Below are 12,403 nucleotides of genomic sequence, written 5' to 3' on the forward strand. Positions count from 1 at the left end.
CGCACACAGCGACAGAAGGACACGCACCACCAAGATCAACCTGACCAAGCACTACTAGGCGCCGCGCAGGAAATCATCGAGCACGCGCACGCCGAAATGCAGGCCCTCTATCGGTACGCATTCGTCCACGCCGTGGAACAGCGCCTGATAGTCGAAGCCTTCGGGCAGCTTCAACGGCGAGAAGCCGTAGCCGACGATGCCCAGCCGGGAGAACTGCTTGGCGTCCGTGCCGCCGGACATGCAGTACGGCACAACGTGGCCCTGCGGATCGAAGCGCTCGACGGACGCGCGCATCGCCGCGAACGTCGGGGCGTCCACCGGGGCCTGCAACGCGACCTCGCCGTGGTGGTAGTCCCAGGTCACATCGGGTCCGGTGAGCGCGTCCATGGTCGTACGGAACTCCGCTTCGCCGCCCGGGACGACTCTGCCGTCCACATAGGCGACGGCGGATCCCGGGATCACATTGACCTTGTAACCGGCCGTCAGCATCGTGGGGTTGGCGCTGTTGCGGACCGTCGGCGCGACCAGCTTGGCGGACGGCCCGAGCTTGCTCAGCAGCGCGTCGACGTCGAGCTCGGGGCTCTCGACATCGACGTCCATGGCATGCAGCGCGGCGAGCTCGCGCAGCGCTGCCCGCACGGTCGGGGTGAGCCGCACCGGCCACTCGTGCTCGCCGATCCGGGACACCGCGGAGGCCAGCCGGCTGACGGCGTTGGCATGGTTGATCTTCGAGCCGTGCCCGGCCCGGCCATGGGCGGTCAGCTTCAGCCAGGCCGTGCCGCGCTCCCCCGCCGCGATCGGATAGATCCGCATCCCGCCGCCGGCGTGGAAGGTGAACGCGCCGGATTCGCTGATGCCTTCGGTGCAGCCCTCGAAGAGGTCGGCGTGATGGTCGGCGAGGAATCCCGAGCCGTCCTCGGCGCTGGCTTCTTCGTCGGCGGTGAACGCCAGCACGATGTCGCGCCGTGGCCGCGCTCCGCTGCGCGCCCACTGCCGGACGGCGGCCAGCATCATCGCGTCCATGTTCTTCATGTCGATGGCGCCCCGGCCCCAGACCACACCGTCGCGGACCTCCCCGGAGAAGGGGGGCACCCGCCAGTCGGCGGGCTCGGCCGGCACCACGTCCAGATGGCCGTGCACCAGCAGCGCATCGGCGGAGGGGTCGGTGCCCTCGATCCGGGCGACGACGTTCGTCCGCCCCTTGCTGCGCTCCAGCAGAACCGGTTCGATCCCCGCGTCGGCCAGCCGCTCGGCGACGTACTCGGCGGCCGGGCGCTCCCGGCACGCGCCGTCACCGGCATTGCTCGTATCGATGCGGATCAGCTCGGAGGTGAACCGCACCACCTCGTCCAGCGCCTGCTGGTCGACCGCCCCTGCGGTCGTGCCGGCGCCCTGCTCCGCCCGCTGATTCTCAGCCATATTGTTCCTCCACGGCGGACGAGACGACCGTGGTGACCGCCTTGAAACACCGGATGGCTTCGTACATGTTCTGACTGGTATACGCGACCCTGCGCTCCCCGCAGCGCTCCACGCCGGGCACGCACGCAGCCGCACCCACGAGGTGCTCCGCGTCGAACTCCAACTCGAACCGGAACGGACCTGCCTGGGCCGGATCATGACGCACCGCGAGCGCCGCCCCCTTGCAGGCCGCGGTCCGGATCTCGGCCGCCGTACGGGCCGGCGGACGGCACACCGCCGCATAGCGCGACACATAGTCCTTCACCGCCACGCCCGGCGCCTGCGGGGCGTACCCCAGTGCGTCCTGGCACGTCCGGTCGTCGCCGGTCACCAGCACCACCGGCACGCCGTACTCGGCCACCACGAGGGAATTGAGATATCCCTCGCTCGCCCGCACCCCGTTGACCCGGACGCCGGTCAGCGTATTGGCGAGATACGTATGCGCCAGCACCCCTTCGGTGCCGGCTCCCGTGTGGTACCCGACAAAGGCGATCCCGTCGACATCTCCGTGCTGCACCCCCTCCACCATGCTCAAGGACTTATGACGCCCCGTCAGCAATTCCGCCCGCTCGTCGAGCTGCTCCAGCAGCAGATTGCGCATCGACCAGTGCGCCTCGTTGACGAGGACCTCGTCCGCCCCGCCGTCGAAGAACCCGGCGACGGCCGCGTTCACATCGGAGGTGAACATCTGGCGGCAACGCTCCCACTGCGGCGTGCCCGGCAGCACATCGGCGGGCCACGTCACGCCCGTGGCACCCTCCATGTCCGCGGAGATCAGGATCTTCACCGTCTATCAGTCCCATCGCAGGTGAGAGGCCGGATGCGCTGCCCTTGATCCATCACGGTACGCGGCCTCGAACACCCCGACCAGGGCTGTGGATAACTCCGACGGTCCAGACCACTGAAGATCGTCTGTGTGGCCCAGCGCGGGCCCCGCCCCCTCCGCCCCCTCGCTCCCCCGCCCCGAAAACCGCCTGCTCCGCGGGCCGGCGCTCCCCCGTTATTCCAACTCCTCCTGGCAGCGCTCCAGCCAGTCGAGGTCTGCCTGGAGGTGGAGCATCGCGCCCTCTATCAGCAGCTGCGCGACCTGGTTGTCCGGGGGGCCCGCCGCTGCGAGCAGGGACAGTTCACGCATGCTCTTGAGGTAGTGGCGGCGCTGCCTGTTTATCAGGGCGATCTGGTTGATGGTGCCGCTACGGGGAGCGAGGGCGAGCTTCATGAAGAACTCGTCGCGGACCCGGGGCGCGACGGTGGATTCCTCGAACCAGGCGTCCACGGTCTCCCGGCCGGCCGCGGTGATCCGGTAGATGCGCTTGTTGGGGCGGTCCGGCTGCTCGACGTCCTCGCCCTCGATGAGACCGGCCTTCTCCAGCCTGCCCAGGGTGACGTAGATCTGACCGACGTTCGGCGGGGGGTAGGCCGCGCCCAGGAGGGACTCCAGGGCGTGTTTGAGTTCGTAGCCGTGTGCGGGTGCGCTGACCAGCAGCGCCAGCAGTGGCAGCCGCACGCTCTCCCCCCTCCTGCACTACATGTCGGTTGTCCGCTTCCCCCGGTGGTGAATCGGCTCGCCTTCGTCTCGTCCCAAGGCATCCAGTATCCCGTACCGGGTACGACTATTCACGGGGGCGTCCGGCGGCCCGGCCTCGTCGGCACACGGTGCGAGGAGAGGCTCCGCGGTGCAGCCGTACGGCGGACCGGGGCCCACTGGTCTGCGCGTGCCGGCTCCCGCCCCATGACGCATACTCCGCGACTCGCCCAACACCCCGACTGCGGACGGGTGTTGCGGCTGTCCGTCGACCGAGCCGTACCCGGCCGGGTGGTTGGCAGTTGGGTACGGACGTCACGCCCATTCCACGCAATCCCGGGCACCTCCGAGACAACTTTGAACATTCCGTTGACATCGAAAAGACAGCACTACCTAACATGCATCCATAACGGCAACTCGCAAGCGGCCAGGCCGACTTGCACAGGTAAGAACGGGATCACGGCAGATGCTCACAGCCACCGCGCAACGCGGCCACCCGACCGCCACCCAGGACACGGCCCAGCGCTGGTGGCGCGATGCGGTCATCTACCAGGTCTACGTACGCAGCTTCCGCGATACCACAGGCAACGGCACCGGCGATCTCGCCGGGGTCCGCAGCGGGCTCCCGTACCTCAAGAAGCTCGGCGTGGACGGGATGTGGCTCAGCCCGTTCTTCCCCTCCCCTCAGCACGACCACGGCTATGACGTCGCAGACTACCGCGACGTCGACCCGGTGTACGGCGATCTCAACGAGTTCGACCGTCTGGTGGCGGACGCCCACCAGCTCGGCCTGAAGGTGCTGCTGGACATCGTCCCCAACCACTGCTCCAGCGAACACCCGTGGTTCCGGGCCGCGTTGGAGGAGGCTCCTGGTGGTCCGTCGCGGTCGCTCTTCCACTTCGCCGACGGGCGCGGGGAAGGCGGTGAGCTGCCGCCCAACAACTGGCGTGCGATGTTCGGCGGGCCCGCCTGGTCCCGGATCACCGAGGCGGACGGCACCCCGGGGCAGTGGTACCTCCACATGTTCACCCCCGAGCAGCCCGATCTGAACTGGCGGAACCCCGAGGTGGCCGCCGACTTCGACAAGGTGCTGCGCTTCTGGCTCGACCGGGGCGTGGACGGCTTCCGCATCGACGTGGCCGCCGGGCTCTACAAGCACCCCGAACTCCCCGACTCCCCGGACCCGTCGGCCGACGAACGCACCCGCGACTCGGTCAACCCGCTGGCCTGGAACCAGCCCGAGGTGCACCAGGTGTGGCGCGACTGGCGGGCACTGTGCGAGGCGTACACCGCCGCGGACGGCCGGGACCGGCTGCTGGTCGGCGAGGTGTCGGTGCGTACGCCGGGCGAGCAGGCGGCATATGTCCGGGCCGATGAGCTGCACCAGGCGTTCTTCTTCCACCTGCTGACCGCGCGCTGGGACGTCGACGTCTTCCGCACCGTCATCTCCGAGGCGCTGACCGATATCGCGGGCACCGGTTCGACCGTCACCTGGGTGCTGAACAACCACGACCAGGTCCGGACCGTCACCCGCTACGCGGGCGAACCAGGCACGCCGGAGGGCGGGTTGGGCCCGGATCGGGCCCGCGCCGCCGCGCTGCTGATGCTGGCCCTGCCGGGCGCCGCGTATGTCTACCAGGGCGAGGAGCTGGGCCTGCCCGAGGTCACCGACCTGCCGGACGAGGTGCTCACCGACCCGATCTTCCACCGCACCGGCAGCCGGCAGCACATCCGGGACGGGTGCCGGGTGCCGCTGCCGTGGTCCGGGGACACGGCGCCGTTCGGCTTCACTACGGGCACCGAAGGGGAGCCGTGGCTTCCGCAGCCCGCCGGGTTCGCCGGGCACACCATGGACCGGGCGGTGGCCGACACCGGCTCCTTCTGGCACCTCTACCGCGAGGCGCTCCAGCTGCGGCGCGGGCTTCCGCAGCTCGGCGAGGGCACGTTGCGCTGGCTGGAGTCGCCGCCGCAGGTGCTGGCGTTCGTTCGCGGCGACGGCCTGGTGTGCGCGATCAACTTCGGTACGGAGGCGGTGCCCGCGCCCGTACCGGGGGTGCCGCTGCTGGCGAGCGGCGCCTGCCCCGCCGGGACGCTGCCGGGGTCGACCGCGGCGTGGTGGATGGACCCGATGCAGCAGCCGGTGCAGCCGGTACAGCCGTGACCGTCCTGGCAACGCCTCCCGTCAGGGCACTCCTGCCGGAGCCGTGACGGAGCCATGGTGAGCCGGGTGGCCGCAACAGGCCGCCCGGTTCCGCCCGGACGCCGTGCGGGGCCCGGCTCACCACGGCCGCGATCAGCACGACGGACACCGCGCTCGATCGCCTGGTCGCGCGGGCCGCCCGGCCGTCACTGGGCATGCACGCTCTCAGGAGCCCGGGGCAGCACCGCGGCGGCCACGTAGGCGAGCGGCATGGTCCAGGTGAGATGTCGTTGGGCCCGCGCGAGCAGCCGCTGTCCGCAGCCGGGATGCGGTTCTGCGGTCGCCACCGGGGCTTCGTCCTCTGTTCGCGACCAGGACCGTCTACAGCAACGTAGACCGACTTCAGCACTGCAGACGCCTGCCCGCCGGACGGCAGTTGCGCCACTTACGAAGGAGAGGGGGCATACGGGCGACCCGATCGTCAACGAAGGGTTGACGGCGAGCCTTGCGTCAACCTACCGTTGACGCATGACGAATCCAGCCCGCATGACGAACACCGTCCGGCTCGACGACCTGATCGAAGCCATCAAGAAGGCGCACACCGACGCGCTGGACCAGCTCTCCGACGCGGTGATCGCCGCGGATCACCTCGGCGACATCGCCGACCACCTCATCGGCCACTTCGTGGACCAGGCGCGGCGCTCGGGCGCGTCCTGGACCGAGATCGGCAAGAGCATGGGCGTCACCAAGCAGGCCGCCCAGAAGCGCTTCGTGCCGAAGGCGATGGACCCGGCGACGGATCTCGATCCCGAGCAGGGCTTCAGCCGTTTCACCCCCCGGGCCAGGAACGTCGTGGTGGCGGCGCACAACGAATCCCGCGCGGCCGGCAACGAGGAGATCCACCGCGAGCACCTCGCCCTCGCGCTGCTCTGCGAACCGGAAGCGCTCGCCGCGAAAGCCATCGCGGCACAGGGCGTGACCCCGGAGGGGTTGCGCGAGGCCGCGACCGCGGCGCTGCCGCCCGCCACAGAGGCGGTCCCCGCCCTCATCCCGTTCGACATCCCGTCACGAAAGGCTCTGGAACTCACCTACCGCGAGGCCCTGCGACTGGGCCACAACTACATCGGCACCGAACACATCCTGCTCGCACTGCTGGAGCTGGAGGACGGCTCGGGCGTACTCACCGGCCTGGGCATCGACAAGGCCACCACCGAGGCGTACATCGCCAAGGCGCTGGCCGCCATCACCACCTCCCTCCAGGAGTAGTAGCGCGACCCGGGAAGAACACCGGATCAGCCCAACTGCGTCTGCCGAGGCCGCAGTTGGGCTGGACCATGCCGGCCGGGAACTCTGCCGGGGGGCGTGCGCCGAGCGTGCGCCTCCTGTGACGGTGCGTCAGTCCTCGTGCCCCAATTGGAGATCGCGTTCGGTGCGCCCGCCGCCCGCCACCTGAAGGACGGTGGCCACCGGCGGATATCCGGCGGCGATCACGGTGTACTCGCCGGCCGAGAGGTCCACGAAGCGGAACAGCCCGTCCGGGCCCGTCGTCGCGGTGTCGACGACGTTGCCGGCCGCGTCCAACAGCGTGACCCGGGCGTCCTCGACGGGCCGCCCGCCGCCGGCCCGTACGGTCCCGCGCAGCACCGCGCCGCCGGCGAGCTCGATGTCCTGGCGGGTCTCCCGGGACGCCTGGACCGTCACAGGCAGTGCCGCCGGCCGGAACGCCGGTGCGCTGGAGGCGAGGGTGTACTCGCCGGCCACCAACTCCCCGATGACATAGCCGCCTTCGCGTCCGCTGCGGGTGGTGGCGACCACCTCGCCGCGGACGTCGGTGAGGGTGACCATGGCGTCGCGCACCGGTGTGCCGTCGGCGGTGGTGACCGTGCCGGCCAGCCGCCCGGCGCCGCCGAGCACCACATCGAGCTCCACCGGCCGCTCGCCGACGGTCACCGTGACGGCCTGCGGCTGGTGCCCGCCCGCCGCCGCGATCAGCACATACGCGCCGGCCCCCGGGGTGCTCAGCGCGTACCGGCCGTCGTCGCCGGTGGCGCCGCGGCCGATCTGCCGCCCGGCGACGTCGATGAGGGTGAGCGCGGCGCGCGGCACGATGCTGCCGTCGTGGTGCTGGACCGTGCCGCACACGGGGACGCCGGCGCTGGTCGCCCCCTGCCCGGCGCCATGGGCGAGAGCGCGACCGCCCGCGTAACTCCCCTTGGCGCCGTACGAATTGACCGAGGTCACGTACCCGGCAGCCGCGTCGTTCGCGGTGCGGGCCGGCGGCACGGAGACGGGGTCCGCCGGGTCGGCGTACGGCGCGTGCGGGGTCTGGGGGGCGTGCGAGGCGTGGGACACCAGGGGTTTCTCTTTCAGGAAGATGGCGAGCAGGAAGCCCAGGACGAGTACCGGCACGAGGTAGAGGAAGATCCCCGGCATGGCCTTCGCGTAGGCGGCGGCGTAGCTGTCGCGCAGCGCGGCGGGCAGGGCGCGCAGCAGCTGCGGAGTGATCGACTCCGGGCCGGGCAGCCGCGTCGGGTCCGGCAGCCGGCCGCCGAGTTGGGCGGCGAGGCGGTTGGCGAACAGCACGCCGAAGAGGGCCGCACCGACGCTGCCGCCGATCTGCCGGAAGTCATCACCGGCGCCGGCCGCGGCGCCGGGGTCCTGGCGGCGTACGGAGTTCTGCGCGGCGAGCACCAGCACCGGCAGCACCAGGCCGAGGCCCAGGCCCAGGATGCCCGTCCAGAGGCTGTAGACCCCGCGGGGGGTGTCCGGCCGCATCCGGGACAGCAGCCACATGCCCTCCGCGGCCACCGCGCAGCCGAGGACCGGGAAGATCTTGTAGTGGCCCGTGCGGCTGATCAACTGCCCGGTGCCGAGCGCGCCGAGCACCAGCCCGCCCGTCATGGGCAGCATCAGCAGTCCGGAGACGGTGGCCGTGGCGCCGCCGGCCATCTGGAGAAAGCTCGGCAGATAGCTGGTCGCGCCGAAGAGCGCCAGGCCGATGGCGGCGCCGATCAGCCCGGTGAGGTTGAAGACCGCGCCGCGGAAGCGCCGCAGCGGGACGATCGGTTCGCGTGCGACGTGCTCGACGGCGAGGAACAGCGCCGCGGTGACCAGCGCCCCGGCGCCGAGCCCGAGGACGACCGGCGAGCCCCAGGAGTACCGCGTACCGCCCCAACCGGCCAGTAGCACAACGCAGGTGGCGAACGCGGCGAGCAGCAGCGCTCCTCCGATGTCCAGCCGGGGGCGGGCGGCGGGCGGTGGCAGCCTGAGCGCGACGGCGACGAGGAGGAAGGCCAGTACGCCGAACGGCGCGTTGAGGGAGAAGCACCAGCGCCAGGAGGCGTGGTCGGTACAGAAGCCGCCGAACAGCGGCCCGGACACCAGGGCCAGGCCGAACACGGCGCCCATCAGGCCCAGGCAGCGCCCGCGTGCCCGCGGCGGGACGGTTTCGGCGACGATCGCCGGGACGCCGATCAGCAGACCGCCGCCGCCGATGCCCTGGACGGCCCGGAAGGCGACCAGCTGGTCCATCGAGTGCGACCAGGCGGCGAGCGCCGAGCCGGCGGTGAAGACCAGGACCGCGAAGAGGAAGACGGGCTTCCGGCCGAGGAGGTCGCCGAGTCTGCCGTGGACGGGCAGGCCGACGGCCGACGCCAGGAGGTAGGAGGTGACCACCCAGTGCATCGCGTGCAGGCCGTGCAGCTCGCCGACGATCTTCGGGAGCGCGGCGGCGGCGATGGTCTGGGCGAGGGTCGCGGGCAGCAGCGCCAGCAGCAGCCCGAGGACGAGCGTCCGCATCCGGCGCCGGCTCATCGGCGGCGGTGCGTCATCGCGGGGCGCCGGCCCGGCCTGCTGCGGTGCCGGGCCCGTCGTGGCGCCGACGGCGGGCGGCCCGGTCCGCCGGTCCCGCTCGCTCAGGGTGGTCCCGCCCACGTCCTGCTCCCCTCGGTACGCCTCATCCGCCTCATACGGCCGCCCATTTCTCGCATTGGGCGACAACGGCGATCAAGCGCGGAGAATCCGAGCACGGTGGGCGGGAACGGACGTCAAGTACGTTGCCCGCGGCGCCTATTGGGCTCCCATCAGGGGTTTCCGCCGGCACACCCTCCGGGGGGCCGGAAGGCGCGACTCGGCGGAAACCACCCGAACCGGTGAGCATGGCGGCGCCCCGAACGGGTTACCGGAGCGAGGGTGCCGGGTCACTTCTCCATGTGGGCGGCCAGGTTGGCGAGGATCGCGTCGTAGATCCGGCCAAGTCCCTTGGGGGCAAAGGTCCGCTCGAAGAAGCCGCCGATACCGCCGGCGCCCTGCCAGGTGGTGGTCACGACGACCTTGGCGCGGTTCTCGCCGGCCGGGGTGACCACCCACGTGGTCACCATGGAGGAGTTGCGGTCCTTCTCCACCAGCTGGCCGTCGGTCGGCTCGTCGACCTCCAGCAGGCAGTCCCGCACGCGCTTGCTGGTGGCCTGGAGCTTCCAGTGGACCAGGGTGCCCTTGCCGTCGCCGCCCTCGCGGATCTCGTACTCGCTGAAGTGCTCGGGCAGCAGCTGCTGACGCGTGCCGCTGTAGTCGGCGATCGCGTCGAACACATCCTCCGGGTCCGCCGCGATCTCGCGCTGGGTGGTGGCCTCGACCTGCCCCATGTCTGTCTTCCTCCAGTAGTCGGCTGCCGGTCCTGCGGTGCGCCGCCAACCTGCGGTGCGCGGCCAAGCCAACCACCACTGCGCAGCGCGCCCAAATCCGGTTGACGAACGCGAAGGGAACACATGTTCTATTATCAGAACGGGGGCTCGGCAGGATCACAACAGGAGGCCCCATGCGCTGGGACAATCTGGGTGAAAGCCCATCCGTGCTGTTCGGGACGGATGTCGTCACCCGAACGGTCGACACCCCGGAATTCCGCGGCATCACCTTCCACGAGGTGCGCGCCCGCTCCCTCGTCAACCGCGTACCGGGCGCCTCCCGGATGCCGTTCGAATGGACCGTGAACCCCTACCGCGGGTGCAGTCACGCCTGCGTGTACTGCTTCGCCCGCAAGACCCACAGCTATCTCGACCTGGACACCGGCCTCGGCTTCGACTCCCAGATCGTGGTGAAGGTCAACGCCCCCGACCTGCTGCGCCGCGAACTGGCCGGCCGCCACTGGCGCGGCGACCACATCGCGATGGGCACCAACGTCGACTGCTACCAGCGCGCCGAGGGCCGCTACCGCCTGATGCCCGGCATCATCGGCGCGCTGCGCGACCACGCCAACCCCTTCTCGATCCTCACCAAGGGCACGTTGATCCTGCGCGACCTGGACCTGCTGCGGCAGGCCGCCCAGGTCACCGACATCGGCATCTCGGTCTCCGTCGGCTTCCTCGACCGCGAGCTGTGGCGCACCGTCGAGCCCGGCACCCCCGCCCCCGAGCGGCGCCTGGACGTGGTGCGCACGCTCACCGCCCACGGCATACCCTGCGGCGTCCTGATGGCCCCCGTGATCCCCTTCCTCGGCGACACCCCGGGCCAACTGCGGGCCACCGTCCGCGCCGTCGCCGAGGCCGGCGCCGGCTCGGTCACCCCCCTCGTCCTCCATCTGCGCCCCGGCGCCCGCGAGTGGTTCATGGCCTGGCTGGGCCACCACCACCCGCACCTCGTGCGCCGCTACGAGACGATGTACGCCGACGGCGCGTACGCCCCCAAGTGGTACCAGCGCCGGATCACCCGCCAGGTCCACGAACTGGCCGCGGAATACGGCCTCGGCCCGTCCCGCCCCGGGGAGGCCCGGCGGATCACGGCGCCCGACGGCAGGGACCCGGGCACGGGCACGGAGTCACCTGCGGTCGACAACTCGGCTTCAGGGGCGACGCAGTTGACGCTGCTCTGAGGGCCGGACCGCCGCCTCCGGGGCAGCGGGGCCGGCGGCACCCGTACGGGCCCGCCGCGCGCACCTCAGCCCCCGATGCCGGAAGCCGCCGGGACGGCCTCCAGAGCCCGCGCCAGGCGGTCGCGCGCGGCTGTCTGGGCGGCGATGCGCCCGTCGATGACGGCGAGCCGCTCACGGGCGATACGCAGGCCCTCCGCCGACGGCGGCGCGGTGGCCATGTCGCCGTCCAGGCAGCCCCGGAAGCACTGGACGTCGGCGAGCGTGAGCCCGGCGTCGAGGAGGTAGCGGATGTTCCGGACCCGCACGGCCGTTGCCGCGTCATAGACGCGGTAGCCGTTCGCCGCCCGCGCCGAGCGGATCAGCCCCGCGCTCTCGTAATTGCGCAGCGCACGCGGCGACGTCCCCGTGATCTCCGCCAGCTCACCGATCCGCATCGGATGGCCTCCCCGTTGCCTCTCCCGCCCGACCGCCGTGGGCCGGCACCTGCCCCTGGGAGCCGTGCTCCGGGGCCCTCCCGTCCCCCGCAACGGTTGCCCGGGCCGATCGGTTCCCCCCGGCCGACCCGCGGCCCCCTCAGCCCACGACCGCTCCCCCGTCCACCGGAAGGACCACCCCGGTCACGAAGGAAGCGGACGGTGCGGCGAGCCGGGTGACGGCCCAGGCGACCTCCTCGGCACGGCCGATGCGCCCCATGGGGGTGTGCGCGATCTGCCAGGCGCGAAGGGCCTGGCGGCGTTCCGGCGACCAGCCCTGGTGGTCGGCGATCGGGGTCTCGATCGCTCCGGGCGCCACCGCCACGACGCGTACGCCGCGCGGTGCGAGCTCCACCGCCCAGCTGCGGGTGAGGAGTTCGAGGCCCGTCTTGGTCGCGGCGTAGACCGAGTTGTGCGGCCAGGCCCGCTGCCCGACCGACGTGCTGATGTTCACCACCACCCCGCCGGTCCGCTCCAGATGGGGCACCGCCTCCTGGGTCAGCAGTACGGGCGCGACGAGGTTGGTCGCCAGTTGCGGCGCGATGGACTCCTTGGTGTACGAGCCGAGCGCGCCGCTGCCGACCACCCCGGCATTGTTGACCAGCACGTCCACCCGCCCGTACGCCGCGACCGCATGGCGTACGACGGCCTCGGGCACGCCGTCCGCGGTGATGTCGGCGGCGTACGGCACGATCTCACCGTCGCCCTCCGCGGCCAGCGCGGCCGTCTCCGCCAGCGGTTCCGGCCGTCGGCCCACCGCCACCACGCGTGCCCCTTCCGCCGCGAACGCGAGGGCGGTCGCGCGACCGATCCCGGTGCCCGCCCCGGTGATGACGACGACCCTGCCGCGCGTCCCGGACGGCTCGGGACCGGCGATGGCGGCAGACGCCGTCGCGGGGGACGCGGTCGTGGGGGATCCGGGGGTCGCGGGGGATCCGGGG

Annotated in this window: 11 protein-coding genes; 3 read left to right on the forward strand and 8 right to left on the reverse strand. The window is 71.6% G+C overall.

Translation table 11 applies throughout. The features are described 5' to 3' along the window. Window positions 1–54: 54 nt before the first annotated feature. The 3 genes from IEZ17_RS40480 to IEZ17_RS40490 form a co-directional block, all read right to left on the reverse strand. The gene (locus IEZ17_RS40480) at window positions 55–1,419 is read right to left on the reverse strand and encodes a M20/M25/M40 family metallo-hydrolase (protein ID WP_189308635.1); all 1,365 of its coding nucleotides are present in this window, start codon (window positions 1,417–1,419) and stop codon (window positions 55–57) included. Beyond that, entirely contained in the window at window positions 1,412–2,245 is an 834-nt protein-coding gene (locus tag IEZ17_RS40485) for a M55 family metallopeptidase (RefSeq protein ID WP_189308636.1), read from the reverse strand. Before IEZ17_RS40485 ends, IEZ17_RS40480 begins: the two co-directional genes overlap by 8 nt. A gap of 213 nt (window positions 2,246–2,458) precedes the next feature. Further along, a complete protein-coding gene (locus IEZ17_RS40490; RefSeq protein ID WP_189308637.1) occupies window positions 2,459–2,965 on the reverse strand; it encodes a PadR family transcriptional regulator in 507 nt (168 codons plus the stop codon). A gap of 484 nt (window positions 2,966–3,449) precedes the next feature. Between IEZ17_RS40490 and IEZ17_RS40495 the strand changes: the two genes are divergently transcribed. Further along, a complete protein-coding gene (locus IEZ17_RS40495) occupies window positions 3,450–5,144 on the forward strand; it encodes a glycoside hydrolase family 13 protein (RefSeq protein ID WP_189308638.1) in 1,695 nt (564 codons plus the stop codon). Between the two features lie 185 nt (window positions 5,145–5,329). Here the strand turns inward: IEZ17_RS40495 and IEZ17_RS40500 are convergent, their stop codons facing one another. Then, window positions 5,330–5,470, reverse strand: a complete 141-nt coding sequence (locus IEZ17_RS40500) for a hypothetical protein (RefSeq protein WP_189308639.1) — start codon at window positions 5,468–5,470, stop codon at window positions 5,330–5,332. A 181-nt stretch (window positions 5,471–5,651) separates the two neighbouring features. Between IEZ17_RS40500 and IEZ17_RS40505 the strand changes: the two genes are divergently transcribed. Beyond that, entirely contained in the window at window positions 5,652–6,389 is a 738-nt protein-coding gene (locus IEZ17_RS40505) for a Clp protease N-terminal domain-containing protein (protein WP_189308640.1), read from the forward strand. A 129-nt stretch (window positions 6,390–6,518) separates the two neighbouring features. Here the strand turns inward: IEZ17_RS40505 and IEZ17_RS40510 are convergent, their stop codons facing one another. Both IEZ17_RS40510 and IEZ17_RS40515 read right to left on the reverse strand, forming a co-directional pair. After that, window positions 6,519–9,056 carry an MFS transporter gene (locus IEZ17_RS40510; RefSeq protein WP_373300079.1) on the reverse strand — a complete coding sequence of 846 codons (2,538 nt, stop codon included), beginning with the start codon at window positions 9,054–9,056 and terminating at the stop codon, window positions 6,519–6,521. A gap of 266 nt (window positions 9,057–9,322) precedes the next feature. Continuing rightward, a complete protein-coding gene (locus tag IEZ17_RS40515) occupies window positions 9,323–9,766 on the reverse strand; it encodes an SRPBCC family protein (protein ID WP_189308641.1) in 444 nt (147 codons plus the stop codon). Window positions 9,767–9,939: 173 nt separating this feature from the next. On the opposite strand from IEZ17_RS40515, the gene IEZ17_RS40520 reads away from it, so the two are divergent. Beyond that, window positions 9,940–10,989, forward strand: a complete 1,050-nt coding sequence (locus tag IEZ17_RS40520) for an Rv2578c family radical SAM protein (RefSeq protein WP_189308642.1) — start codon at window positions 9,940–9,942, stop codon at window positions 10,987–10,989. 65 nt (window positions 10,990–11,054) lie between these two features. Here IEZ17_RS40520 and IEZ17_RS40525 read toward each other — a convergent pair whose 3' ends face one another. After that, window positions 11,055–11,423: a MerR family transcriptional regulator gene (locus IEZ17_RS40525; RefSeq protein ID WP_189308643.1), complete on the reverse strand. Its 369-nt coding sequence runs from the start codon at window positions 11,421–11,423 to the stop codon at window positions 11,055–11,057. 139 nt (window positions 11,424–11,562) lie between these two features. After that, window positions 11,563–12,339, reverse strand: coding sequence for an SDR family NAD(P)-dependent oxidoreductase (locus IEZ17_RS40530; RefSeq protein WP_189308645.1), 777 nt, complete (start codon window positions 12,337–12,339; stop codon window positions 11,563–11,565). Window positions 12,340–12,403: the final 64 nt, after the last annotated feature.

The sequence above is a fragment of the Streptomyces albospinus genome, from assembly GCF_014648695.1.
Taxonomy (GTDB): domain Bacteria; phylum Actinomycetota; class Actinomycetes; order Streptomycetales; family Streptomycetaceae; genus Streptomyces; species Streptomyces albospinus.

Excerpts from the sequence above, each read along its gene's own strand:
- IEZ17_RS40480 (WP_189308635.1), bottom strand. The coding sequence starts at position 1,419 with ATGGCTGAGAATCAGCGGGCGGAGCAGGGCGCCGGCACGACCGCAGGG.
- IEZ17_RS40525 (WP_189308643.1), bottom strand. The coding sequence starts at position 11,423 with ATGCGGATCGGTGAGCTGGCGGAGATCACGGGGACGTCGCCGCGTGCG.
- IEZ17_RS40515 (WP_189308641.1), bottom strand. The coding sequence starts at position 9,766 with ATGGGGCAGGTCGAGGCCACCACCCAGCGCGAGATCGCGGCGGACCCG.
- IEZ17_RS40520 (WP_189308642.1), top strand. The coding sequence starts at position 9,940 with ATGCGCTGGGACAATCTGGGTGAAAGCCCATCCGTGCTGTTCGGGACG.
- IEZ17_RS40505 (WP_189308640.1), top strand. The coding sequence starts at position 5,652 with ATGACGAATCCAGCCCGCATGACGAACACCGTCCGGCTCGACGACCTG.
- IEZ17_RS40495 (WP_189308638.1), top strand. The coding sequence starts at position 3,450 with ATGCTCACAGCCACCGCGCAACGCGGCCACCCGACCGCCACCCAGGAC.